This window comes from Actinomadura sp. WMMA1423 (genome assembly GCF_006547145.1).
Lineage (GTDB): Bacteria > Actinomycetota > Actinomycetes > Streptosporangiales > Streptosporangiaceae > Spirillospora.
Genome location: NZ_CP041244.1, coordinates 615,221 through 640,284, shown reverse-complemented (window position 1 = coordinate 640,284; position 25,064 = coordinate 615,221). Strand labels below are relative to the sequence as shown.

Below are 25,064 nucleotides of genomic sequence, written 5' to 3'. Positions count from 1 at the left end.
CACGGGTTGTCCACGATGACTACATCCGGGACGTACCCGATTTCTTCCTGTTAGTCCGATTTTGGCCGGAAGGCGTTCGCTCTCCCCGCGCCCCCGGCGTTCGGTGATCGTCGCGATCGCCGGCGCGCGTCCCTTCGTGGCCGGAACCTGCCCCGGCGGAACCGGCCGCCCCAAGGTCTTGACGGCAGAATTGTTCACGCTCACAATCGACCTACGCATCGCCCGCCCGGGGCGCCGCCGCGATCGCAGAGGAGGAGACGTTGCCGCAGCAAGGCCCGTCGAATCCGCCGATCATGGCCGATGTCGCACAGTTGGCGGGGGTGTCGCACCAGACGGTCTCGCGGGTGGTCAACAACCACCCGAACGTCTCGGCGCGCACCCGCGCCCGCGTGCAGGCGGCGATCGCCGAGCTGGGCTACCGGCCGAACTCGGCGGCCCGGACGCTGGTGACCCGGCGCTCCAGGACGCTCGGCGTGATCAGCTTCGAGTCCACGCTCTACGGTCCGGCGTCGATGCTGCACGGCATCGAGCAGGCGGCCCGCAACGCCGACTTCTTCGTCAGCATCGTCAGCCTTCGGGCGATCACGCGCCGGGCCCTGCTGGACGCGGTCGGAAGGCTGGCCGAGCAGGGCGTCGAAGGCGTCGTGGTGATCGCCCCGCACACCTCCACGAACGACGTGCTGGCCCAGGCCGGCCGGCTCGTTCCGCTGGTGGGGGCCGGATGCGGGCTGACCGCGGGGGTTCCGATGGCGGCCATCGACCAGCGCGCCGGGGCGGTGGCGGCCACCCGCCACCTCCTCGACCTCGGGCACCGCACGGTCCACCATGTCGCGGGCCCCGGATCCTGGCTCGACGCGGTCGGCCGGGCCGAGGGGTGGCGCGCGACGCTGACCGAGGCGGGAGCGCCGGTGCGGGAGATGCTGACCGGCGACTGGAGCGCCCGGTCGGGCTACGAGGCCGGCCGGCGGCTCGCGGACGACCCCGCGGTCACGGCCGTGTTCTGCGCCAACGACCACATGGCCCTCGGCGTGCTCCGCGCGCTGCACGAGGCCGGCCGGCGGGTCCCCGAGGACGTCAGCCTGGTCGGCTTCGACGACATCCCGGAGGCCGCCTACTTCATCCCTCCGCTGTCCACGGTCCGGCAGGACTTCGGCGAGCTGGGCCGGCGTTCGCTGGAACTGCTGGTGCAGCGCCTGGGCGAACCCTCGGGGCCGCCGGGAAATGTGCTGATCCCGCCGGAGCTGGTGGTCAGGTCCAGCGCCCGGCCCGCCGCGCGGACCTGACCGATGGACACCGCCCCCGACCCGACCGATGAGGAAATTGTGAGCGCTAACATCCCGCCGGACGCGTGCGTCGTCGGCGTCGACTTCGGCACGCTGTCCGGCCGGGCCGTCGTCGTCCGGGTCGCCGACGGCGCCGAGCTGGGCGGCGCCGTCCACGACTACGCGGACGCGGTGATCGAGCGGGAGCTGCCCGCCACGGGGGAGCCGCTCCCGCCCGACTGGGCCCTGCAGAACCCCGGGGACTGGCGGGCGGTGCTGGGCACCGCCGTCCCCGCCGCCGTCGCGGAGGCCGGGGTGGATCCGGCGCAGGTCATCGGCATCGCCACGGGCTTCACGGCCTGCACGGTGCTCCCCGTCCGGTCGGACGGCACCCCGCTGTGCGAGCTCCCCGAGCTGGCCGGCCGCCCGCACGCCTGGCCCAAGCTCTGGAAGCACCACGCGGCGCAGCCGCAGGCCGACCGCGTCACCGCGCTGGCGCACGAGCGCGGGGAGAAATGGATCAAGCGGTACGGCGGCCGGATCTCCTCGGAGTGGCAGTTCGCCAAGGCGCTGCAGCTCCTGGAGGAGGACCCGGACACCTACCGCCGCACGGAGCGCTGGATCGAGGCCGCGGACTGGATCGTCTGGCAGCTGTGCGGCCGCGAGACGCGCAACGCCTGCACGGCCGGCTACAAGGGCATCTACCAGGACGGCGCCTACCCCTCCGCGGACTACCTGGCCGCGCTGAACCCCGGCTTCGCCGACTTCGCCGCGACCCGGCTGGAGCACCCGCTGTCCCCGCTGGGCGCGCGGGTGGGGACGCTGACCGCCGAGGCGGCCCGCCGGACCGGCCTGCCGGAGGGCATCGCGGTCGCCGCCGGCAACGTCGACGCCCATGTCACCGCCCCGGCCGCCCGCGCGGTCGAGAACGGGAGACTCCTGGCGATCATGGGGACGTCGACCTGCCACGTCGTCAACAGCGCGCTCCTCGCCGAGGTGCCGGGCATCTGCGGCGTCGTGGACGGGGGCATCACCGCCGGGGCCTACGGCTACGAGGCCGGGCAGAGCGCGGTGGGCGACGTCTTCGCCTGGTGGACCCGCCTGACCGGACGCGGCCACGACGAGCTGGCGGCCGGCTCCGCGGACGCGCCCGTCGGCTCCCACGGGCTGGTGGCGCTCGACTGGATGGGCGGCAACCGGTCGGTCCTGGTCGACCACCACCTGTCCGGCGTGGTCGTGGGCATGACCCTGGCCACCCGGCCGGAGGAGGTCTACCGCGCGCTCATGGAGGCGACGGCCTTCGGGACCCGCGTCATCGTCGAGGCCTTCGAGACGGCCGGGATCCCGATCGGGGAGTTCGTGGTCGCCGGCGGGCTGAAACGCAACGCGGCCCTGATGCAGATCTATGCCGACGTCCTGCGCCGCCCGGTGTCGATCGCCGCCTCCGACCAGGCCCCGGCGCTCGGCGCCGCCATCCACGCCGCCGTCGCGGCGGGCGCCTACCCGGACGTGCCGGAGGCCGCGGCGGCGATGGGCCGGGTGGTCACCGCGGCCTACGCGCCCGATACCACCAGGGCCGGGGTCTACGACCTGCTCTACGCGGAGTACCGCGAACTCCACGACCACTTCGCGGCGCGCGGCGAGGCGAGCAGCGCGGTCCTGCACCGGCTGCGCCGGCTGCGCGACGACGCGCTCGGCCCGAAGGGAGACCTCTGATGGCCGGTACACCCCCCGAGCAGGTCCGCGAGCTGCGGCGGACCGTCAGCGACCTGCACGCCGAGCTCGTCAGGTACGGGCTGGTCGTGTGGACGGCCGGCAACGTCTCCGCCCGGGTGCCCGGCCACGACCTCATGGTCATCAAACCCAGCGGGGTCTCCTACGACGACCTGTCGCCGGAGTCGATGGTGGTCTGCGACCTCGAGGGCGCGGTCGTCGAGGGCGACCTGAAGCCCTCGAGCGACACCGCCGCGCACGCCTACGTCTACCGGCACATGCCCGAGGTCGGCGGGGTGGTCCACACCCACTCCGCGTACGCCTGCGCCTGGGCCGCCCGAGGCGAACCGGTGCCCTGCGTCCTGACGGCCATGGCCGACGAGTTCGGGGCCGAGATCCCGCTCGGCCCGTTCGCGCCCATCGGCGACGACTCGATCGGGCGCGGCATCGTCGGCACGCTGCGCGGCCACCGGTCCCCAGCGGTGATCATGCGCAACCACGGCGTGTTCACCATCGGCCCGGACGCGCGGGCCGCGGTCAAGGCCGCGGTGATGTGCGAGGACGCGGCGCGGGCGGTGCACCTCGCCCGCCAGCTCGGCGATCCCGTCCCGCTGCGGCCCGAGGACATCGACCGCCTCCACGACCGCTACCGGAACGCCTACGGGCAGCGGCCATGACAACCGAAGGGAGCAGCCCAGCGATGGCACCGACCGTCTGGTTCCTCACCGGGAGCCAGTCCTTGTACGGCGAGGAGACGCTCCGCCAGGTCGCCGAGCAGTCACAGCGGATCGCCCAGGCACTGGACGAGGACCCGGGCATCCCGGCGGCCGTGCGGTGGTGCCCGGTCCTCACCGGCGCGGACGCCATCCGGCGGGCGATGCTCGAGGCGAGCGCGGACGACGACTGCGTCGGCGTCATCACCTGGATGCACACGTTCTCGCCCGCCAAGATGTGGATCGCCGGGCTGAACTCCCTGCTCCGGCCGCTGCTGCACCTGCACACCCAGTCGAACGACGCGCTTCCGTGGTCGACCATCGACATGGACTTCATGAACCTCAACCAGGCCGCGCACGGCGACCGGGAGCACGCCCACGTCCAGACCCGGCTCGGCATGGCGCGCACCACGGTGGCAGGGCACACCGCCGATCCCGCGGTGCGCGCGCGGATCGGCTCCTGGGTGAGGGCCGCCCGCGCCTTCGCCGACCTGCGGACGCTGCGGCTCGCCCGCTTCGGCGACAACATGCGGGACGTCGCCGTCACCGAGGGCGACAAGGTCGAGGCGCAGATCCGGTTCGGCGCCTCGGTCAACTCCTTCGGCGTCAACGACCTCGTCGCCGCGGTCGAGGCGGTCGCGGACCACCGCGTCGGCGAGCTCGCGGGCGAGTACGAGGACGCTTACGCCGTCGCGCCGGAGCTGCGCTCCGGCGGGGACCGCCATCCGGCGCTGCGCGACGCCGCGCGGATCGAGCTCGGGCTGCGCGACTTCCTCGACGCCGGGTCCTACCAGGCGTTCACCACCAACTTCGAGGACCTCGGCGGGCTCAGGCAGCTGCCGGGCATCGCCGTGCAGCGCCTGATGGCCGGCGGCCTCGGCTTCGGCGCGGAGGGCGACTGGAAGACGGCCCTGCTGCTGCGGGCCCTCAAGAGCGCCGCCGCGGGACTGCCCGGCGGCACCTCCTTCATGGAGGACTACACCTACCACCTCGTGCCGGGCCGGGAGCTGATCCTGGGCGCCCACATGCTGGAGGTCTGCCCCTCCATCGCCGCCGGCGTGCCGAGCTGCGAGGTGCACCCGCTGGCCATCGGGGGCCGGCAGGACCCGGTCCGGCTCGTGTTCGACGCGGCGCCCGGACCGGGTCTCGTCGTCGGGCTGACCGACCTCGGCGACCGGTTCCGGCTGGTCGCCAACGAGATCGACCTGGTGGGGCCCCCGGAACCGCTGCCCCGGCTGCCGGTGGCGCGGGCCGTGTGGGCGCCCCGCCCGAACTTCCGTACCTCTACCGAGGCATGGCTGTCGGCCGGAGGACCGCACCACACGGTGCTATCCCAGGCGATCACCACCGAGATCCTGGCCGACCTCGCCGAGATGACGGGCGTGGAACTGCTCGTCATCGACGGCGACACCGATGTCGCCCGGTTCCGCCGCGAGATGCGGTGGAACCAGGCGTACCACCGCCTGGCGCAGGGCTTCTAGCCGCCAGGACATCCCCCCACCCCCGAGATCTGTGAGGAAACCCGTCCCATGACCAGATCACGCTTCGCAGTTCGGCTGGCCGCGCTGGCAGCGCTCGCCGGCGCCGCCATCGGCGGATTCGCCCCCTCCTCCACGGCGTCCGACCGGCACCTGAAGGCCGGGATCGCCAAGGACCTGTTCGGCACGATGCCCGACGGCACGAAGGTCTGGCGCTACACGATGACCAACGGGTCGACGCGCATCCGGGTGATCACCTACGGCGGGATCATCCAGACCATCGAGACGCCCGACCGGCGCGGCAGGCTCGCCAACATCACGCTGGGCTTCCCGACCCTGTCGGACTACGTCACCAAGAACAGCACGTACTTCGGCGCGCTCATCGGCCGGTACGGCAACCGCATCGCCAAGGGCCGGTTCACCCTCGACGGGCAGGCCTACCAGCTGACGACCAACAACAACGGGAACACGCTGCACGGCGGCACGACCGGCTTCGACCAGCGCGTCTGGTCCGCGACGCCGGACACGGCCGGCGGCAACGTCGCGCTCCGGCTGTCGCACACCAGCCCGGACGGCGACCAGGGCTTCCCCGGCACCCTCAAGACCGACGTGACCATCTCGGTCACGCGGGGCAACGCCATCCGGTTCGACTACCGCGCCACGACCGACAAGGCGACCGTCGTCAACCTCACCAACCACTCCTACTTCAACCTCGCGGGCGAGGGCAGCGGCTCGATCTACGACCACCGGCTCCAGATCAACGGCTCGCGGTACACCCCCGTCGGCTCGTCGGAGCTCATCCCGACCGGAAAGATCGCCTCGGTGCGCGGCACCCCGCTGGACTTCACCAGGTCCACCGCGATCGGCGCCCGCATCCGCACCAACTTCGACCAGCTGCTCTACGGCCAGGGCTACGACCACAACTTCGTCCTCGACGGCTCCGGCTGGAAGACCGCCGCGCGCGTCAAGGACCCCGCGAGCGGCCGGACCCTGGCGATCTCCACCGACCAGCCCGGGCTCCAGTTCTACTCGGGCAACTTCCTCGACGGCACGCTGGTCGGCACCGGCGGCCGCGTCTACCGGCAGGGCGACGGGTTCGCGCTGGAGACCCAGCACTTCCCCGACTCGCCGAACCAGCCGGGCTTCCCCTCGACGGAGCTGAAGCCCGGACAGGTCTACCGATCCTCGACCGTCTACCAGTTCGGAGCCTGACATGACGCGCATCGATCCGGCGGTCGAAGAGGCCGTCGACACCCTCGGCCTGCCCGAGCCCACCCGGCGCCGGCTGCTGAGCGGCGCCGGCCTGGTCAGCGCGACGGCGGCGGCGTCGGCGCTGCTGGCCGCCTGCTCCTCGGACAACAAGAGCTCGGGCTCGGGCAGCGGCGGGCCGGGGCATTTCCCGAAGACGCCGAGCTGGAAGTTCGTGTTCATCAACCACGTCACGACGAACCCGTTCTTCACGCCGACGCAGTACGGGGCGCAGGACGCCTGCGCCCTGCTGGGCGCCTCGTTCCAGTGGACGGGCTCGCAGAACTCGGCGGTCCCCGAGATGGTCAGCGCCACCAACGCCGCCATCTCCGGCAAGGCCGACGGGATCGCGGTCGCCGTGGTGGACAAGACCGCGTTCCGGCAGCCGGTGGACAACGCGCTCAAGGCCGGGATCCCGGTGGTCTCCTACAACGCCGACGGCGCCAAGGACGATCCCGGCACCAGCCGGCTCTCCTACATCGGCCAGGACCTCTACACCTCCGGCTACCAGCTCGGCTCCAAGATCGCGGGGCTGATGACCGGGGGAGACGCGGTCGGCTTCATCGCCACCCCGGGCTCGCTCAACATCCAGCCGCGCATCGACGGCGCGCAGGACGCCATCAAGGCCTCCGGCAAACCGATCAAGTTCACCTCGGTGGCCACCGGCGCCGAAGTGCCGAAGGAGCTCTCGACGGTCGACGCCTACGCCCAGGGCCACAAGGACATCAAGGGCATGTTCGCGGTGGACGCCGGCTCCACCGAGGCCATCGGCAAGGTCATGCAGAAGTACGGCCTGAAGGGCAAGGGCGTCGTCTCGGGCGGGTTCGACCTCACCCCGGGCACGCTGAGCGCCGTCAAGTCCGGGGACCTGGACTTCACCATCGACCAGCAGCCCTACCTGCAGGGGTTCCTGCCCGTGATGGCCCTGTGGTTCTACAAGCTGTCCGGCGGCCTGGTCTTCCCCCCGATGACCAACACCGGACTGACCTTCGTCAACAAGGAGACGGTCGGCCCGTACCTCACCACCAAGACCCGGTACGAGGGCTCCAGCACGGCCCAGCAGCTGGTGTCGCGGTCGGGTCCCATCGCTCACGTCTGACGAGAAGGAGTACGGAGTGAGCGAAAGCACCGTACGGGACAAGGCGGCAACCCCCGGCACGCCACCGCGGCGTGCCCGGGGGCTGCCCGCCCTCGCCACCGACGCGTTCCTCCGCCGCCGGGAGGCGACCATCCTCCTGGTGGCGCTCGGACTGCTGATCTACTTCCAGACCGCCAAGTCGGTCTTCCTCACCCACGACAACCTGGTCAACGTGTCCCAGGGCACCGCGCCGTACGCCATCATCGCGGTGGGCGAGGTGTTCCTGCTCGTCAGCGGGGAGATCGACCTGTCGGTCGGGATGGTCTTCGCGCTGGCGCCCTTCCTCATGCACTACATGGTCGACTTCTCCGGCGTCTACCCGATCATCGCGATCGTGCTGGCGATCCTGGCCGGCGCGCTCATCGGACTGGGCAACGGGCTGGTGACCGTCGTCTTGAGGGTCCCATCGTTCGTCGCCACGCTGGGCTCGATGTTCCTGGTCCAGGGCATCATGCTCACCACCTCGCACGCCTACCCGGCGCAGATCCCCGAGGCCGCGGAGGGCCTGGCGGGGTGGTTCGGGCGCGCCCCCTGGGCCGAGCTGACCTGGTGCCTGCTGATCGTGGTCTTCTTCCACCTGGTGCTCACCCGCACCCGGTGGGGCCTGCACACGGTCGCGACCGGCGGCAACCCGCTCGGCGCCGCCGAGGCGGGCATCCGCACCGGCCGGGTCAAGATCGGCAACTTCATGCTCACCGGCGCGCTCGGCGCCTTCGCCGGCATCCTGGAGGCCTTCCGGGTCGGGTCGATCGACCCGAGCTCGGGCGGGGCCAACGCGATGTTCATCGCGGTGTCGGCCGCGGTCATCGGCGGCACCGCCCTGGCCGGGGGCTCGGGCACCGTCATCGGCGCGCTGCTCGGCGCGCTGGTGCTGGCGGAGATGCAGAACGGCTTCAACCTCATCGGGATCAGCGCGAACCCGTTCAACATCATCCTCGGCTCGGCGATCATCATCTCGATGGTGCTGAACGTCCATCTGGCCCGGCTGCGAAGGGCGGGTCGCTCATGACCGACGCGCTGCGGGTGGAGAACATCGGCAAAAGGTTCGGCGGCGTGGAGGCCCTCGCCGACGTGACGCTGCGCCTGGGCAAGGGCGAGGTGCTCGGCCTCATCGGCGACAACGGCGCCGGCAAGTCCACCCTGATCAAGATCATCAGCGGTTTCCAGCGCCCGGACACCGGCCGCATCCTGATCGACGGGACCGAGGTGAGCCTGCGCTCGGTGGACCACGCCCGCTCGCTGGGCGTCGACACCGTCTACCAGGACCTCGCCCTGGTCAACGAGCTCAGCGTCTACCACAACATGTTCCTCAACCGGGAGCTGGTGCGCTGGCCGCTGCTCAGCAACCGCGCGATGCGACGGCGCGCCGCCGAGCACCTCGCGGACATGGGAGTGCGGATCCCGTCGGTGGACGTCGAGGTCGCCAAGCTGTCCGGCGGCCAGCGGCAGGCCATCGCGGTGGCCCGCTCGGTCTACTCCGACGCGCGCATCCTGCTGCTCGACGAGCCGCTGGCCGCGATGGGCGCCAAGGAGGGCACGATGATCCTCGACCTGGTCCGGGACCTCAAGGAGCGCGGCGAGGTCTCGATCATCATCATCGCGCACAACTACGCCCAGGTCCTGGACGTCTGCGACCGGGTCAACCTCCTGCAGCACGGCCGGATCGCCTTCGACAAGCCCACGGCGGAGACGTCCCTACAGGAGCTGACCGACCTGGTCGTGGCCGACTACCGCCGCAGCCGCGGCCTGTAGGCGCCTTCGGGCCGGGCCGCCGCGCCTGGCCCGAAGGCGTCGCCCCGCCGTCCGCCCACCCTGCCGTCACCCGGGCGGCGGGCACCGGCGGGGCAGCGCGACCCTTCCGGGGGCGTGCTCGAACGTCCTCATCACGAGCCACTCGTCCAGTTCGGGGTCGTAGAGGTTCTGGAGGCCGAACTGCAGCACCTGCCAGAAGGTGGTCGGGTCCTTCTGGTCGACGTAGACGTCGCCGAGCGCGAGCGGGAACCTCGGATACTTCCCCGGGGGGAACTGCGGGGCGACGAGGCCGACGCGCCAGTGGTCCACGTAGCGCCAGGGCCGGCGTTGCAGGATCTCCCGGCCGACGTACCGCGCCGTGCCGAGCGTCCGGTTCAGGTCGTCGAGACCGAACCCCGGGATCCGCGAGCACCGGTGATCGGTGAGACCGGGCCACTTGTAGGTCAGCGTGTAGAGGGAGCCCTTGTAGATCAGGTTCGTGAACCAGATCGGGTACCGCGGACCGCCCGCCACCATCTGGCTGTCCCCGTTCCGCCCCGCCCAGGTGAACGGGACGGTGATGCCCAGATCCCGGACGATCCACTTGCCCGTCCCGTGGAAGTCCCGGGGGAGCCGGGGCGGCGGCGGGGCCGGCGGACCGCCCCCCTTCGCGGCGGCCGCGGCGTCCCCGGGCGGCGCGGGCGCGGGCCGAGCCGCGGCGAGGACCGGTCCCTGGCAGACGGGGACCGCGACCAGTGCTCCGGCGAGCGCCCCCGACGCGGCCAGCCTGCGCGAACATGTCCAGTCCATGACCCTCCCCGCCGCCGCGTCGCGCGCGGTTCCGGCGCGGCCTCCCGACACGACGATCATCTTGCACCTCCCCGGCGCCGGCGGGGCGAAGACCACGGGCGGGTCACGGTCTGCTCTCGTCCCGGTCGGACGCGCGAGGCCCGTGGCCAGGCGTGGTCATCCGGTCGGCGGTCTCGGGGCCGGCCTCCCGGAGGGCCGCGGGCCGTTCCACGTGGGGCTCATGGGGAACCGGCGGTGTCAAGGGCGAAGACCGCCGCGCGATGGCGGTTCGTAAATGTCGTGATTCGCCATAGTTGTGTCATGTAGGCGCTGCTTGTCTCTAGATCGGCCGGGTGACCCCACCGGCCGATCCCCCCGAGACCGGGCTCTCCGGCCCGCCTCCAGGAGGCAATGGTGCCCAGGACACGCTGGACCGCCGTGACCGCGCTCGCGGCCACCGGAACACTCCTCACAGTCGGCCTCGCGGTCCCCGGACGAGCGGAACCGCCGCCGCCCCGCCCGCAGGCGCCGGGGGAGCACGCCGAACTCCCCGACAAGGACGCGCGGCCCGGGCGGCTCGCCCCGACCGCCCGGCAGGTGGACGCCGCCCGCGGCGCGACCGTGCGGTGGAACCGGCTCGGCACCCCCGCCTCGGTGACCGCCGCCGGACCGCTGGCGGGCGGCCTGCCCGGCGATCCGGAGAAGGCCGCCCGCGCGTACCTGGCCGGCCACCGTGACCTGTTCGGCCTCGACGCAGCCGCCGTCGGCGCCCTGGAGAAGGTCGCCGTCAACCCGATCGGCGACGGTGCCGCGGTCCTGCTGCGCCAGCGGTTCGGCACCCTGCCCGCGGGCTACGACGGGCTGGTCGCGGTCGGCGTGAGCGGCGGCAAGGTCGTCTCGGCCACCTCGACCCTCTCCCGCGACGGCGCCGCCCCCGCTCCCGCCACCCTTTCCCCGAAGGACGCGGTGGCCGCGGCCGGGCGGGACGCGGGGATCAGGGCGTCGGCCGGCGACCCCGGCAAGGCGCGGCTCGTCGCGGTGCCCACCGCCGAGGGCGTCCGCAGCGCCTACCAGGTCACGCTCATGGACGCCTCCGGCGCGGAGCCGAAGGCGGTCACCTCCTACGTCGACGCCAGGACCGGCTCGGTGCTCGTGCGGGAGAACCTCGTCGACCACGACAGCGACAACCCGCGCTGGGCGGTGTTCCCGGCGACCCCGTCCGGCGACTACTCGTCGCGCGACACCAGGCAGACCTGGTGCTTCACCCCCGCCCCGGGGTGCCGCGCCGTCGGCGGCGACCCCTCCAGCGGACGGCCCTGGGACGTCGACCCGGCGACCGGCGCGTCGACCACGACCAGCGTGGGCAACGCGGCGCGGACGTACGAGAACCGCGCGAGCAGCGACCCCTTCTCGGTCGGCACCCGCACCAGCGCGCCGAGGGCCGACCGCAACTACACCTATCCGTGGACCAACCAGTGGTACACGAGCAAGTGCGACCCCGCGACGATGGACAGCCCGCAGGAAGCGGACCTGGAACCGGCGATCTCCAACCTGTTCGTCCAGCACAACCGGATGCACGACTGGTCCTACCGGCTCGGCTTCACCGAGTCGGCCTGGAACATGCAGGCCGACAACGGCGGCCGCGGCGGGCTGGGCGGCGACCCCGAGCAGGGCAACGCGCAGGCCGGGGCGCGGTTCCCGAGCGTCCGCGACAACGCCAACCAGATCACGCCCCCGGACGGCACCCCCGCGATCAGCAACATGTACCTGTGGCAGCCGGTCGCGGGCTCGTTCTACCCGCCGTGCGTCGACGGCGACTTCGACATGAGCGTCATCGGGCACGAGTACACCCACGCCATCTCCGGCCGCATGATCGCCGGGCCGGACGCCGGGTGGAGCGGACCGCAGGCGGGCGCGATGAACGAGAGCACGTCCGACCTGTTCGCCATGGAGTACCTCAACGAGTACGGGCTGCGCCAGCCCGGCGAGACTCCGTACGTGGTCGGCGGGTACGTCACCGGCGACCGGCGCGCCGGCATCCGCAACTACGACATGAGCCGGAGCCCGCTGAACTATTCCGACCTCGGCTACGACCTGGTCGGCACGCAGGTCCACGCCGACGGCGAGATCTGGACCGCCACCCAGTTCGACATGCGGCAGGCGTTCGTCCGGCGCTACGGCGGCGGGAGCGCCGAGCTCCAGCGCAGGTGCGCCGACGGGGCCGTGCCGGTGGCGAAGTGCCCCGGCAACCGGCGCTGGGCGCAGGTCTCCTTCGACGCGCTGCTGCTCATGGCCAGCGGCGCCGTCAGCTACGTCGACCACCGCAACGCCCTGCTGGCCGCCGACACCCTCCGCTTCGGCGGCAGGGACCACGAGATGATGTGGAAGGTCTTCGCCGAGCACGGCCTCGGGAAGGACGCCGCCAGCAACGGCCCCGCCGACGCCGACGCCAAGCCCAGCTTCGCCTCGCCCCTGTCGCGCAACGCCGAGGTGCGCCTCACGCCCCTCGGGGACGCCAAGGGAGGCAACGTCCGCCTGTACGTGGGCGACTACGAGGCCCGCGCGGTCCCCGTCGCCGACACCGACCCGGCGACCCCGCTCGGCGACACCGTCGCGCTCACTCCGGGCCGGTACTCCTTCGTCGCGGTGGGCGCGGGCTTCGGGCACCGGAGGTTCACCGCCTCGATCGGCGCGTCCCGGCGCACCCTGCCGGTCGTGATGTCCCGCAACGTGGCGGCGGGCGCCAACGGCGCGGCGGCGACCGGCGACGGCGCTTCCCAGGGCGCGCTGCTCGACGAGACGGAGGCGACCAACTGGCAGTCGGTGACGGCCCCCGTCGCCGGGCGCCAGGTGACCGTCGACCTGGCCGGCGACCGCCCGGTCAGGGTCGGCCGGGTGCAGGTCAGCGCGATGCTGCGGCCGTCGGCGGCGGGCGACCCGGAGGGCGCGGGAGGCACGCAGAACCGGTTCACGGCGCTGCGCGCCTTCCGGCTGCTGGCCTGCGACGCCACCAAGGCCGACTGCGCGCAGGCGGCCTCGTACCGCACCGCCTACACCAGCCCGTCCGACGCCTTCCCGGCCGACCGGCCGCGGCCCACGGCACCCGACCTGATCATGCGCTCGTTCGACCTGCGGGACGTCACCGCGACGCACCTGCGGCTCGAGGTCGTCTCCAGCCAGTGCACCGGGGCGCCGACCTACGCGGGTGAGCAGGACAACGACCCGCGTTCCGGCACCGACTGCGCGACCGCCAGCCCGAGCGCCGGCATCGTCCGGACCGCCGAGCTCCAGGCGTTCGCCCGGTAGGCGGACGCAGGCCGGGCGGGGGGCGAGGGACGTCCGCCCCCCGCCCCGTCCTGCCCCGCGGGCCCCGCCGTCCCAGGCCAGCCGGTGTTGTCACCGGGTAACACCCCCGGATACCGTGCTGTCCATGACGAGTACGGCGGGCCGGCCGGGGCCCGGATCACGGCGTGATCCCGGCCGCCGCCGCGCCCTGCTGGAGGCCGCCGACCGGGTCATCCAGCGGGAGGGGCCCGAGGCGTCCATGGCCGCGATCGCCGCGGAGGCCGGGATCAGCAAGCCGATCCTGTACCGCCACTTCGGCGACAAGAGCGGCCTCTACCAGGCCCTGGCCGAGCGGCACACGCGCAAGCTGATCGAGGGGATCCGGGACGAGTTCTCCCGCGGCGACCCGATCCGCGACCGCACCCGCTCCACCATCGACACCTACCTGGCGACGATCTCCAAGAACCTCAACCTCTACCGCTTCCTGATGCACCGGGCGAGCGCCGAGGACACCGCCACCCACAGCGCGATGAGCACCATGATCCGGGACGTGAGCCGGGAGCTCGCCGAGGTGATGATCGCCGAGGGCGAGATGGCGGACCGGACCCGCGCCTACGTGTGGGGCCACGCGATCGTCGGCATGGTGCAGACGGCCGGCGACTGGTGGCTCGACCACGCCGACGACGTGCCGCGCGAGTCCGTCGTGGACGGCCTCGTCGACCTCGTCCTCGGCGGGCTGCCCGCCGTCGCGTCCGAGGCCCGAGCCCCGCAGTTGTCCGACGACCCACGATTCCCGAGGTGACCGTGCAGACCGACGTGCAGACGCAGGCGCAGAGCGAGGCGCGGCCCGAGCCCGACGTGGCGACCGAGCGGCGCCCCTGGGGGCGCTTCGAGCGCTTCACGCTCAACGAGCCGTCCACCGTGAAGATCATTCACGTGGAGCCGGGGCAGCGGCTCAGCCTGCAGCGGCACCGCGACCGCGACGAGCTGTGGGTCGCGCTCGACCCCGGCGCGGTGTTCGAGGTGGCCGGGCGCCGCGTCCTGCCGGAGGTGGGGGAGCGGGTCCTGATCCGCGCCGGGGACTTCCACCGGCTCGGCTCGGCAGGCCCGGCCGTGCGCGTCATGGAGATCGCGTTCGGCCGCTTCGACGAGGACGACATCGAGCGCCTCGAGGACGCCTACGGCCGCGCCTGATCGCGTTCGGCAGGTACCCGAGGTACTCGGCTTCGGCCAGCACCCGCTCGCGGGTCTCAGGGCTGGCCGCGTCCTTGTCGGCCAGGGCGCGGGGCACGGAGTTGATCGACAGGTCGAGGGCGCTGGCGATGGCCCGCAGGATAGCCCTGCGGCCGGGTCTCATCCGCCCCGCCGACGCGCAGGCGGATTGACTCGGTCATTGAGATTCCTCCGCGGATACCCCGCTCAGACCGTGGAGGAAACGGGCTCTTGTGGAGCAGGTCGGGGAAGCCGGAGCGTTTCGGCGTCCGCTGGGTTGCCCCGCATCGAAGCTCGCCTTCCTGGGCGATGTATCCTGCGTCCCGCTCCAGCAGGCGCTGCGCCATCTCCAGACCGCGTTCACCAACTTCTTCACCAAGCGCGCCGCCTACAAGCCGAAGGGTCGGCGAACCGGGACAAGGCCTGCCGGAAGGTGGCCCGGGTGCATGCGCGGATCGCCGACCGGCGCCGCGATCTGCTGCACAAGCTGTCGTCCCGTCTCGTCCGTGAGAACCGAACGGTCGTGATCGAGGATCTCACCGTCAGCAACCTGTTGAAGAACCGCGGGCTCGCGCGCGCCATCTCGGATGCGGCGTGGCGGGAGCTGCGCTCCATGCTGGAGTACAGGTGCGCCTGGTACGGGCGCGACCTGGTCGTGGTCGACCGCTGGTTCCCCTCCACCAAGCTGTGCGGGGCCTGCGGAACCGTCGGCGCCAAGTTGCCGCTGGACGTCCGGGCATGGACGTGCGAGTGCGGCGCGGTGCATGACCGCGACGTGAACGCGGCGCGCAACATCCTGGCCGCCGGGCTGGCGGTGACCGCCTGTGGAGACGGTGTAAGACCTCAACGGGACACCTCCCGGACGGGGCCGTCGTCGGCGAAGCAGGAAGCCCAGCGGGCGACCGCTGGAATCCCCCGCCTTCAGGCGGGAGAAGAAGTCAACGTCTTGCCGTAGATCTCGGTTCTCGGTTCGGGGAGTCCGGCAGCCACAGCAGGTCGTGGGGAGCGGCTGCCCGTGCTCCTTCAGGTGGGAGAACCTGCGGACGTCGTGGAAATTGAACCGTCGGCCGCTTAGCGGGTGGCGCTCTTGCGGGTGCCTGGCGCCCGCGTGGCCGCGGGAGGCGACCCGGCCGTCCGCGGGAGCGGACGACCGGGCCGTCGTCGTGCCTGGCCGGTGAGGCGAGCCGGGTCAGGTGCTGGAGCTGAGCTCCATGTCCTTGACCCTCGGATCGCCCTCGTCCGCGAGGTAGTCGGCCGCGCGCGTCGCGTCCTCGCCGTCCGCGAGCTTGGCGGCCCTGCAGACCAGGGTGCCGGCGACCGCGACCACCACGTTGACGGCGAGCGCCAGCATGCCGACGTACACCGTCGTCTTGGTGTCCAGGCCGAGGTCGCTGAGCGGGTAGGCCGAGCCGCCGAAGTGCTCCTTGCCCTTCACCGGGTTCGGGATCTGGTACAGCATCCACAGGCCGGCGGCCATGCCCGCGGCCCAGCCGCCGATGAGGGCGCCGCGGTGGAACCAGCGGGTGAGCAGGCCGAGCCCGACCGCCGGCAGCGTCTGCAGGATGATGACGCCGCCGATGAGCTGAAGGTCGATGGAGAACTCGGGGTCGAGCGCGAGGATGCACACGACCGCGCCCGCCTTGACGATCAGCGAGACCAGCTTGCTGACGGTCGCCTCCTCCTTGGCGTCGGCGTCGCGGCGGATGTACTCCTTGTAGATGTTGCGGGTGAACAGGTTCGCCGCCGCGATCGACATGATCGCCGCCGGGACGAGCGCGCCGATGCCGACGGCGGCGAAGGCCACCCCGGCGAACCAGTCCGGGAACATGTGGTCGAACAGCAGCGGGACCACGGTGTTGGTGTCGGGCTTCCCGTCGGTGGTGACCGGCTTCACGCCCGCCGCGATGGCCATGTAGCCGAGCAGCGCGATCAGGCCGAGCACGAAGCTGTAGGCGGGCAGCGCCGCCATGTTGCGCTTGATCACGTTGCGGTTCCTGCTGGCCAGCACGCCGGTGATGCTGTGCGGGTAGAGGAACAGCGCCATCGCCGAGCCGAGCGCCAGCATCGCGTAGTTCAGCTGGCCGCTGCCCGCGATCGTGACGCCGTCGCCGGGCGCGGGCGTCTTGTCGAACTTGGCCTTGGCCGCGTCGAAGATGTCGCCCCAGCCGCCGAGCTTCGCCGGGATGTACAGCACCGCGACGATGATGACCAGGTAGATCAGCACGTCCTTGACGAAGGCGATCAGCGCGGGGGCGCGCAGGCCGGACTGGTAGGTGTAGGCCGCGAGGATCACGAACGCGATGATGATCGGCCAGTGCCCGTGCACGCCCATCGCCTTCAGCACCGCCTCGATGCCGACCAGCTGCAGCGCGATGTAGGGCATCGTGGCGACGATGCCGGTGACCGCGATGACGAGCGCCAGCGTCGGGGAGCCGAACCGGGCCCGCACGAAGTCGGCCGGCGTCACGAAGCCGTGCACGTGCGAGACCGACCAGAGCTTGATCAGTACCAGGAATACCAGGGGGTACACGATGATCGTGTACGGGACGGCGAAGAAGCCCGCCGCGCCCGCGCCGAACACCAGCGCCGGGACGGCCACGAACGTGTAGGCGGTGTAGAGGTCGCCGCCGATCAGGAACCAGGTGATCCAGCTGCCGAAGCTGCGGCCGCCGAGGCCCCACTCGTCCAGGCTGTGCATGGAGTCGGGCCGCCGCCACCGGGCGGCGACGAAGCCCATCCCGCTGACCAGCAGGAACAGGGCGGCGAAGATGATGATCTCGGTGAGGTGGTCGCGTGCCATCGGATCAGCCCCGCTTCTTCGTCATCTGGTACACGACGACCGTGCAGGCGACGCCCAGCGGGATGAAGGCCAGCTGGACCCAGTAGAAGGCGGGAAAGCCCGCGAGGCGGGGCTTGTCGCTGTTGTAGAGGAAGGTGAGCAGGGGGAGCACGACCGGGACGATCAGCAGCCAGTTCCACGGGCTGCGGTCGGTGCGGTCGGCGTCCGGTGGCGGGGGCTGGGTCGGAGTCGGTTCCCGGGAGTCTTCGGGAGTCATGGGGGTCCTCCTCGTCTCGCCCGCGCACGGCCCGCCCGGATCGCGTGGCGGGACCGTGCCGGGGGTGCGGCCGGGCGAGCCTACACACCCGCTGGTCACAGCCGGATATCGGCGGCGGCACGACTTCGGTGGATCGTTCCAGGGGAGCGAGGGGACAGGTGCGAAACCGTCCGTGGTAACCTCGCCGCATGCGAACCGCAGCCTCCCGGTGGTGGTGGCGCCGCTGAGGCGGTGCCGGTTCGCGCATGTTCCAGACCAGGCGACCGCCCTCACCCGGCGGTCGTTTCGCGTTGTCGCCGCCCGGTGGGGGCCCGAAATGAGGGGCCACCGCGGTGGAGATCGTCTCACGACAGCCGCTGACCAGCGAGTTCGTCACGGCCGGGGGCGTACGGGTGAGCCGTATTGCGACCCCGGTCGACTCCGAGCGCAAGTCCGACGCGCTGAACGCCCTCGTCGCCGCCGTGGGGGAGCGGCGCGGCGGCGTGCTCAGCTCCGGCATGGAGTACCCGGGCCGCTACAGCCGCTGGCACATGGCCTACGCCGATCCCTGCCTGGAGATCGTCGCGCGCGGCCGCACGGTCGCCGTCCGGCCGCTGAACGGGCGGGGCCGGGTCGTCCTGCCGGCCCTGGCCGGGGCGCTGCGCGCCACCGGTGAGGTGCGGGCCGACGAGCCCGGCCTGTTCGAGATCTTCGTCCCGCCCGCGGAGGGCTTCTTCGCCGAGGAGGAGCGCAGCCGCCAGCCCACCGTCTTCACCGCCCTGCGCGCCGTCGTCGACCTGTTCCGCTGCGACGACCCCCACCTCGGCCTGTACGGAGCCTTCGGGTACGACCTGTCGCTGCAGTTCGAGCCGCTGCGGACCCGGCTCGAGCGGCCGGACGACCAGCGCGACCTCGTCCTGCACCTGCCCGACGAGATGGTGGTCGTCGACCGCAAGCGCGAGACCTCGCACCGGATCTCCTACGAGTTCGAGGTGGACGGGGCCGGCACGGCGGGGCTGCCGCGCGGCACCGGGGCGACGCCGGCCCGGCGGCGCGCCGGCCTTCCGCCGCAGCCCGTCCCCGGCGTGTACGCGCAGATGGTGCGCGACGCCAAGGAGAAGTTCGTCCGGGGCGACCTCTTCGAGGTCACGCCGGGGCACGCGATGTACGGGCGCTGCGACGACCCCGCCGCGTTCTTCGAGCGGTTGCGGGAGTCCAATCCGGCGCCGTACGAGTTCCTGTTCAACCTCGGCGACGGCGAGTTCCTGGTCGGCGCGTCGCCCGAGATGTTCGTGCGGGTCTCCGGCGACCGCGTCGAGACGTGCCCGATCGCCGGGACCATCAGGCGCGGCGCCGACCCCCTGGAGGACGCCGAGCAGATCCGCACGATCCTGTCCTCGGCCAAGGACGAGTCCGAGCTGACCATGTGCACCGACGTGGACCGCAACGACAAGTCGCGGATCTGCGTGCCCGGCAGCGTGCGCGTCCTCGGCCGCCGGCAGATCGAGATCTACTCGCGGCTGATCCACACCGTCGACCACATCGAGGGGCGGCTGCGGCCGGGCTTCGACGCGCTGGACGCCTTCCTCACCCACATGTGGGCGGTGACCGTCACGGGGGCGCCCAAGGCGTGGGCGATGCAGTTCATCGAGGACCACGAGGACTCGCCCCGCCGCTGGTACGGCGGCGCGGTCGGCTTCGTCGGCTTCGACGGGTCGATGAACACCGGCCTCACGCTGCGGACCGCGCAGATCCGCGACGGCGTCGCGACCGTCCGGGCCGGGGCCACGCTGCTCTACGACTCCGACCCGGACGAGGAGGAGCGCGAGACGCACCTCAAGGCCAGCGCGCTGCTGAGCGCGCTCGCCGCCGCGCGCAAGGGGCCCGGGACCGCCGTGCCGCAGGAGGCCCCGCTGCCCGCGCAGCCGGGCGAGGGCCTCACGGTCCTGCTCGTCGACCACGAGGACTCCTTCGTCAACACCCTCGCCGACTACTTCCGGCAGCACGGCGCCTCCGTGGTGACCCTCCGGCACGGCTTCCCGGTGCGGCTGCTGGACGAGCACGCTCCGGACCTGGTGGTGCTGTCGCCCGGCCCCGGGCGCCCGCGGGACTTCGGCACCCGCGCGCTCCTGGACGAGCTGGACGCCCGGGGCCTGCCGGTCTTGGGCGTCTGCCTCGGGCTCCAGGCCATGGTCGAGCACGCGGGCGGCGAGCTGGCGCTGCTGCCCGAGCCGTCCCACGGCAAGCCCGGCCAGGTGAAGGTCACGGGCGGCGAGCTGTTCGAGGGGCTGCCGGACGACTTCACCGCCGCGCGCTACCACTCGCTGCACGCCACGCCCGGCGGGGTGAAGGGGTTCCAGGTCACGGCGCTGACCGGGGACGTCGTCATGGCGATCGAGGACCCCGAGCGGCGGCGCTGGGCCGTCCAGTTCCATCCGGAGTCGATCCTCACCGCGGCCGGGGGCTCCGGGCACCGGATCGTCGCCAACGTCCTGCGCCTTTGCCGTCCCCGAGGCTGAGGGGCCGTGGGGACCGGCGACCCCTGGGGCGAGGGGGTCCTAGTTCCGAAGCACTAGAGACCGCGGCCGGGAAATGGTCCTGAGGTTCCTGTCGCGGCTCCCGTCCCGGCGGAAGACTTGTTCCCGGCCACACCGCGCCGCCTCCCGCGCCGCGGGTGATCGCCGTTATCCCGCGCCGGGGGGAGGCCCGTCCTCCCCCCGGCGTATGAAACGGGTATTTCGGTTATCCATAACAAGATGGTGGTTTCTTGGCGTTCTGTGGGGGGACGCCGGGGTCCATGATGACAATCCTGTGGCTCATCGCGGTCATCCTGGTGATCGCCGGCATCTACGTGATCCTCGCGCGGCGCGACCTGCTCTGGGGCATCGTGCTCATCGTCGTCGGACTCCTCGTCGGGCCCGGCGGGGTGAGCATCTTCACCTGACCGAAAACACGGCCGACCGGGGCGTAACCCTGACGCGACCTGTCAGGTTTCGATGCCAGCATCGTCCCCATGAGCCGTGCACTGGAAGGAAAGACCGCACTGGTCGCGGGCGCCACGCGCGGGGCGGGACGGGGCATCGCCGTCCAGCTCGGCGCCGCGGGCGCGACCGTGTACGTGACGGGACGGTCCACCCGGACCCACCGGTCGGAGATGGACCGTCCCGAGACGATCGAGGAGACCGCCGAGCTGGTCACGGCCGCGGGCGGCGAGGGCGTCGCCGTCCAGGTCGACCACCTCGACCCGGAGCGGGTCGCGGCCCTCGTGCGCCGCGTCGATGACGAGCGCGGCCGGCTGGACGTCCTCGTCAACGACGTCTGGGGCGGCGACCGCCTCTTCGAGTTCGGCAAGCGGCTGTGGGAGCAGTCCCTCGACGACGGCCTGCACATGCTCAGGCTGGCCGTCGACACCCACGCCATCACCAGCCACCACGCCCTGCCGCTGCTCATCCGCGAGCCCGGCGGCCTGGTCGTGGAGATCACTGACGGGACCGCCGAGTACAACGCGGCCTACCGCGAGGAATGCGGCCTCTTCTACGACCTGGCCAAGAGCGCCGTCATCCGGATGGCGCTCGCCCAGTCGGTGGAGATCGAGCCCTACGGCGCGACGGCCGTCTCGCTGACGCCGGGATGGCTCCGCTCCGAGGCGATGCTCGACAACTACGGCGTCACCGAGGAGACCTGGCTCGACGCCGCGAAGGTGAACCCGCACTTCGCGATCTCCGAGTCGCCGGCGTTCGTGGGACGCGCCGTCGCGGCCCTCGCCGCGGACCCGGACCGGGCCCGCTGGAACGGGGCGTCGCTGTCCAGCGGCGGCCTCGCCCAGGTCTACGGGTTCACCGACGTGGACGGAAGCCGCCCCGACGCCTGGCGCTACATCGTCGAGGTGCAGGCGGCGGGCCGCCCCGCCGACGTCACCGGATACCGGTAGCCGCCGGCGAACCCGCGGGCAGGACCGACCGCCGTGGCCGGGGCCGCGTCCGCGGCGGTCAGTCCGTCCGGTACAGCTCCGCGAGCCGGGCGGCGCTGTCGGCCATCCGCTCCCGCAGCTCCGGCGGCGCGAGGACCTCGACCTCGGGCCCGAGCCGCATCAGCTCCGACATCGCGACGGCCGCCGACTCCACGGGCAGCGTCGTCACCACCCAGCCCCGCTCGTCGGGGTCGCCCGCGGCCGCGGCGGCCTCCCGGGCCGCGTGCGGCTGGACGGCGTACCGCAGGATCCGCATCCCGGTGGGGGACAGGCGCACCGTGGCCTCCTCCCGCAGCATCGACCGCACGAAGGCGGCGGCCTGCCCGCGCCAATGGCCGGCGAGGTCGAAGTCCTCGTCGCGGTGGAAGAACTCCCCGGTGGGGCGGACCGCGGCGACGCGTTCCACCCGGTACGTGCGGTGCCCGCCGCCCGTCCGCGCGACCAGGTACCAGGTGCCGTTCTTGAGGACGAGCCCGTACGGCTCGGCTGTCCGGACCACCTCGGAGTCCTTGCGGCGGTAGCGCAGCTCCACGGTCTCGTCGTCCCACACGGCGCGGGCGAGGTCGCGCAGCAGCGGCGGCGGCCCGCTCTCGCCGAACCAGCCGGGCGCGTCGAGGTGGAACCGCTGGCTCGCCCGGGCGGGCGCGTCCCGCAGCGCCCTCGGCAGCGCGGCGAGGACCTTCAGCTCGGCCGCCGCGAGCGCGTCGGCCCGCCCCATCTCCCCGGCCGGGCCGGGCAGCCCGGACAGGAACAGCGCCTCGGCCTCCTCGCGGGTGAGGCCGGTGAGCCGCGTCCGGTAGCCGCTGAGCAGCCGGTACCCGCCGCCGCGGCCCTGGTCGGCGTAGACCGGCACCCCGGCCGACGACAGCGCCTCCATGTCCCGGTACACGGTGCGCTCGGACACCTCCAGCTCGCGCGCCAGCTCGGCGGCCGTCATCGTCTCCCGCGACTGCAGCAGGAGCACCGCGGAGATCAGTCTGGCAGCGCGCACGGGTCCATCCTGCCGAATGCGAGGGTTTCTGACAATTTCCTGGGAGGTTCGGCCGGTTCTTCTGTTCCGGCAGGTGGGATCGCTGTTAGCTTCGCGGCGTGCCTACCGACAACACCAGCATCGCGGCGTTCGTCGACGCCCTCCCGAAGGTCGAGCTCCACGTCCACCTCGTGGGCTCCGCCTCCGTGCCGACCGTCCTCGAACTCGCCCGCCGCCACCCGGACGGCCCCGTCCCCGCCGACGAGCGCGAGCTGCGCGCCTTCTACGAGTTCCGCGACTTCCCGCACTTCGCCGAGGTGTACGAGTCGGTGTCCAGCCTCGTCCGGACGCCGGAGGACGTCGGCACCCTCGTGTTGGGCGTCGCCCGCGACCTCGCCGGGCAGAACGTCCGCTACGTCGAGCTGACCGTCACGCCCTACACCCATCAGCGGGCCGGCATGCCGATGCCCGCGGTCACCGAGGCGCTCGACCTCGCCGCCCGCGACGCCTTCGAGCGGCTCGGCATCCGCGTCGCCTACATCTTCGACATTCCCGGCGAGTTCGGCGCCGACGGCGCCCGCGGCACCCTCGACCACGCCCTGCGGCACCCGCCCGAGGCGCTCGTCGGGTTCGGGATCGGCGGCATCGAGCAGTGCCGGCCGCCGCACCGGGACGCGTTCCGCGACGCGTTCACCGCCGCCCGCGCCGCCGGCCTGCGCAGCCTCCCGCACGCGGGCGAGATGACCGGCCCGGAGACGATCTGGGAGGCCCTGGAGGGGCTCGGCGCCGAGCGCATCGGCCACGGCACCAGCTGCCTGGACGACCCGCGCCTCGTCGCCCACCTGCGCGAGACGCAGCTTCCGCTGGAGGTGTGCCCGACCTCCAACGTCTGCACCGGCCAGGTCGCGGACCTCGCCGCCCACCCGCTGCCGCGGATGCTGGAGGAGGGGCTGTTCGTCACCCTGAACAGCGACGACCCGCCCATGTTCAACACGACCCTCACCGGCGAGTACCTCGTCGCCGCCGAGGCGTTCGGGTTCGGCCGCGCCGAGCTGGCCTCCCTGGCCCGCAACGCCGTGGCGGCCTCGTCGCTGGACGCCGAGGGCCGCAAGGCGATCCTCGCCGACATCGACGCGCTGGGCTGAACCCGCGGCGCCGCCCGGGCCGGTGACGAGGACGTCGAGGACGCGCTGGGCCTCGCCGGTCCGCCCGGCGGCGGCGAGGGCCCGCGCCTACCGGGCCCGCACCGCCGCGGCGGACGCCAGGTCGCCGCGGGCCTCCATCGCCGCGGCGGCCTCCGCGTAGGCGGCCGCGGCGATGGAGGCCCGCCCCTGCCGCTCGTACCTCCTGGCCCGGTCGAGCACGGCGCCCGCATCGCCCTGAAACGTCATCGATCCCTCCGGGCCGCACCGTACCGCCCGGAAAGATCATGACGCGGAGGCCGCCGGCCCGGCAGGATGGGGCGGTGAGCACCCTCATCGACAAGATCGCCTGGATCCGCCTCGAAGGCGGCAGGATCCTCAGCACCCGGTCGCACGGCAAGGACGTCCACTACCTCCCCGGCGGCAAGCGCGAACCCGGCGAGACCGACCTCGACACCCTGGTCAGGGAGATCGACGAGGAACTCGCCGTCGCGATCGTCCCCGCGACCGCCGCGCACCTGGGCACTTTCCGGGCGCAGGCGCACGGCCACGCCGAAGGCGTCACCGTGCAGATGACCTGCTACACCGCCGACCACCGAGGCGAGCCGGCCCCGAGCAACGAGATCGCCGAAGTCACCTGGCTGACCTACGCCGACCGCGACCGCGTGTCCCCCGTAGACCAGATCATCTTCGACCACCTGCACGAATCCGGAAAGCTCCGCTGACACCTCCCTCGCGCGCTCCGGCGCACCCCGCCCCGGCTCCCGCCGCGCCCAGCGGAGTCGTCGACTCCTGCGACCCGCACCTTGGTCATAGCCGGTTCTCATTCGCCGGTGAAGTCGTCGATGGCCTCGCGCAGGAGGTCGGCGTGGCCGTTGTGGCGTGCGTACTCCTCGAGCATGTGGAGGTAGACCCAGCGCAGCGTCAGCGTGCCGTTCCTTCCTGGGAACTCCTCTTCCAGCGACCGGCCCTTCGTGGCCTGACGGGCCAGCTCGACCTCCCGGGAATGGACGGCGAAGTCCTCCTCCGCGCCGGCGGCGGTGCCGAGGTCGAAGTCGCCGTCGGGATGCTCTTCCGAGCAGTACAGATCTCCCAGGGCGGATTGCCCGTCGAAGTTGCGGCGGAACCACCACCGCTCGTTCTCCGCGAGGTGGCGCACGAGGCCGAGCAGCGTCAGGTTCGTGCTCGGCAGCGGCCTCGACGCGAGCTGCTCCCCGGTCAGTCCGCCGCACTTGAGCAGGAGCGTGGCGCGGTGGAAGTCCAGGTACGCCTCCAGGGACGCACGCTCGTCCTCTGCGAAAGGGAAGTCGGCGCGATCGACCGCCGGTGAAGTCCAGACCATGCGGAAGATCCTCGCCTACGGGCACCCTGGCGATCC

The 25,064-nt window shown here is 72.4% G+C and carries 22 protein-coding genes and 1 pseudogene; 17 read left to right on the top strand and 6 right to left on the bottom strand.

Annotation, left to right across the window (positions count from 1 at the left end; all coding sequences use genetic code 11):
- The first annotated feature begins 293 nt into the window (after positions 1-293).
- Genes FKD65_RS03185 through FKD65_RS03150 form a run of 8 tightly spaced genes read left to right on the top strand, consistent with a single transcriptional unit; the run spans position 294 to position 9,304 of the window.
- Positions 294-1,283 (top strand): LacI family DNA-binding transcriptional regulator, encoded by a 990-nt coding sequence (locus FKD65_RS03185; RefSeq protein WP_141576054.1) that lies wholly within the window; start codon positions 294-296, stop codon positions 1,281-1,283.
- Positions 1,284-1,286: 3 nt separating this feature from the next.
- The gene (gene araB, locus FKD65_RS03180; protein WP_141576053.1) at positions 1,287-2,978 is read left to right on the top strand and encodes a ribulokinase; all 1,692 of its coding nucleotides are present in this window, start codon (positions 1,287-1,289) and stop codon (positions 2,976-2,978) included.
- Positions 2,978-3,652: an L-ribulose-5-phosphate 4-epimerase gene (locus tag FKD65_RS03175; RefSeq protein WP_141576052.1), complete on the top strand. Its 675-nt coding sequence runs from the start codon at positions 2,978-2,980 to the stop codon at positions 3,650-3,652. Before araB ends, FKD65_RS03175 begins: the two co-directional genes overlap by 1 nt.
- Positions 3,653-3,675: 23 nt before the next feature.
- On the top strand, positions 3,676-5,169 hold the full coding sequence (araA, locus tag FKD65_RS03170) for an L-arabinose isomerase (protein WP_141576051.1): 1,494 nt from the start codon (positions 3,676-3,678) through the stop codon (positions 5,167-5,169).
- A gap of 48 nt (positions 5,170-5,217) precedes the next feature.
- Positions 5,218-6,378 (top strand): aldose epimerase family protein, encoded by a 1,161-nt coding sequence (locus tag FKD65_RS03165; RefSeq protein WP_141576050.1) that lies wholly within the window; start codon positions 5,218-5,220, stop codon positions 6,376-6,378.
- A gap of 1 nt (position 6,379) precedes the next feature.
- A complete protein-coding gene (locus FKD65_RS03160; protein WP_141576049.1) occupies positions 6,380-7,513 on the top strand; it encodes a sugar ABC transporter substrate-binding protein in 1,134 nt (377 codons plus the stop codon).
- A gap of 16 nt (positions 7,514-7,529) precedes the next feature.
- Complete coding sequence (locus FKD65_RS03155; RefSeq protein ID WP_205718531.1) at positions 7,530-8,561, top strand: ABC transporter permease; 1,032 nt, start codon at positions 7,530-7,532, stop codon at positions 8,559-8,561.
- Positions 8,558-9,304 carry an ATP-binding cassette domain-containing protein gene (locus FKD65_RS03150; protein WP_141576048.1) on the top strand — a complete coding sequence of 249 codons (747 nt, stop codon included), beginning with the start codon at positions 8,558-8,560 and terminating at the stop codon, positions 9,302-9,304. The genes FKD65_RS03155 and FKD65_RS03150 overlap by 4 nt, the downstream gene beginning before the upstream one ends.
- Before the next feature lie 66 nt (positions 9,305-9,370).
- Here FKD65_RS03150 and FKD65_RS03145 read toward each other — a convergent pair whose 3' ends face one another.
- Complete coding sequence (locus tag FKD65_RS03145; RefSeq protein WP_141576047.1) at positions 9,371-10,153, bottom strand: hypothetical protein; 783 nt, start codon at positions 10,151-10,153, stop codon at positions 9,371-9,373.
- Between the two features lie 333 nt (positions 10,154-10,486).
- On the opposite strand from FKD65_RS03145, the gene FKD65_RS03140 reads away from it, so the two are divergent.
- The 4 genes and pseudogenes from FKD65_RS03140 to FKD65_RS03120 all read left to right on the top strand — a co-directional run.
- The gene (locus FKD65_RS03140; RefSeq protein WP_240809948.1) at positions 10,487-13,378 is read left to right on the top strand and encodes a M36 family metallopeptidase; all 2,892 of its coding nucleotides are present in this window, start codon (positions 10,487-10,489) and stop codon (positions 13,376-13,378) included.
- A gap of 124 nt (positions 13,379-13,502) precedes the next feature.
- On the top strand, positions 13,503-14,159 hold the full coding sequence (locus FKD65_RS03135) for a TetR family transcriptional regulator (protein WP_141576045.1): 657 nt from the start codon (positions 13,503-13,505) through the stop codon (positions 14,157-14,159).
- Entirely contained in the window at positions 14,156-14,551 is a 396-nt protein-coding gene (locus tag FKD65_RS03130; RefSeq protein ID WP_240809947.1) for a phosphomannose isomerase type II C-terminal cupin domain, read from the top strand. The genes FKD65_RS03135 and FKD65_RS03130 overlap by 4 nt, the downstream gene beginning before the upstream one ends.
- 397 nt (positions 14,552-14,948) lie before the next feature.
- A pseudogene (locus FKD65_RS03120) lies at positions 14,949-15,524 on the top strand (RNA-guided endonuclease InsQ/TnpB family protein); the annotation flags it as partial.
- A 234-nt stretch (positions 15,525-15,758) separates the two neighbouring features.
- Here FKD65_RS03120 and mctP read toward each other — a convergent pair.
- Both mctP and FKD65_RS03110 read right to left on the bottom strand, forming a co-directional pair.
- Positions 15,759-17,369 (bottom strand): monocarboxylate uptake permease MctP, encoded by a 1,611-nt coding sequence (gene mctP, locus FKD65_RS03115; protein WP_141576043.1) that lies wholly within the window; start codon positions 17,367-17,369, stop codon positions 15,759-15,761.
- A gap of 4 nt (positions 17,370-17,373) precedes the next feature.
- Complete coding sequence (locus FKD65_RS03110; RefSeq protein ID WP_141576042.1) at positions 17,374-17,625, bottom strand: DUF3311 domain-containing protein; 252 nt, start codon at positions 17,623-17,625, stop codon at positions 17,374-17,376.
- Positions 17,626-17,957: 332 nt separating this feature from the next.
- Here FKD65_RS03110 and FKD65_RS03105 point away from each other — a divergent pair, with 332 nt between their 5' ends.
- From FKD65_RS03105 to FKD65_RS03100, 3 genes are all read left to right on the top strand, one after another.
- On the top strand, positions 17,958-20,123 hold the full coding sequence (locus FKD65_RS03105) for an anthranilate synthase component I (protein WP_141576041.1): 2,166 nt from the start codon (positions 17,958-17,960) through the stop codon (positions 20,121-20,123).
- Positions 20,124-20,401: 278 nt separating this feature from the next.
- Entirely contained in the window at positions 20,402-20,548 is a 147-nt protein-coding gene (locus tag FKD65_RS43910) for a GPGG-motif small membrane protein (RefSeq protein WP_165959128.1), read from the top strand.
- A gap of 69 nt (positions 20,549-20,617) precedes the next feature.
- The gene (locus FKD65_RS03100; RefSeq protein ID WP_141576040.1) at positions 20,618-21,535 is read left to right on the top strand and encodes an SDR family oxidoreductase; all 918 of its coding nucleotides are present in this window, start codon (positions 20,618-20,620) and stop codon (positions 21,533-21,535) included.
- A 58-nt stretch (positions 21,536-21,593) separates the two neighbouring features.
- Here FKD65_RS03100 and FKD65_RS03095 read toward each other — a convergent pair whose 3' ends face one another.
- Positions 21,594-22,565, bottom strand: a complete 972-nt coding sequence (locus FKD65_RS03095; protein ID WP_141576039.1) for a YafY family protein — start codon at positions 22,563-22,565, stop codon at positions 21,594-21,596.
- Positions 22,566-22,663: 98 nt separating this feature from the next.
- On the opposite strand from FKD65_RS03095, the gene add reads away from it, so the two are divergent.
- Positions 22,664-23,689, top strand: coding sequence for an adenosine deaminase (gene add, locus FKD65_RS03090; protein ID WP_205718530.1), 1,026 nt, complete (start codon positions 22,664-22,666; stop codon positions 23,687-23,689).
- A gap of 87 nt (positions 23,690-23,776) precedes the next feature.
- Here the strand turns inward: add and FKD65_RS43905 are convergent, their stop codons facing one another.
- Entirely contained in the window at positions 23,777-23,935 is a 159-nt protein-coding gene (locus FKD65_RS43905; RefSeq protein ID WP_168220925.1) for a hypothetical protein, read from the bottom strand.
- 74 nt (positions 23,936-24,009) lie between these two features.
- On the opposite strand from FKD65_RS43905, the gene FKD65_RS03085 reads away from it, so the two are divergent.
- Positions 24,010-24,411 (top strand): NUDIX domain-containing protein, encoded by a 402-nt coding sequence (locus FKD65_RS03085; RefSeq protein WP_205718529.1) that lies wholly within the window; start codon positions 24,010-24,012, stop codon positions 24,409-24,411.
- A gap of 98 nt (positions 24,412-24,509) precedes the next feature.
- On the opposite strand, the gene FKD65_RS03080 is transcribed toward FKD65_RS03085, so the two are convergent.
- A complete protein-coding gene (locus FKD65_RS03080; RefSeq protein WP_141576037.1) occupies positions 24,510-25,028 on the bottom strand; it encodes a DinB family protein in 519 nt (172 codons plus the stop codon).
- Positions 25,029-25,064 lie beyond the last annotated feature (36 nt).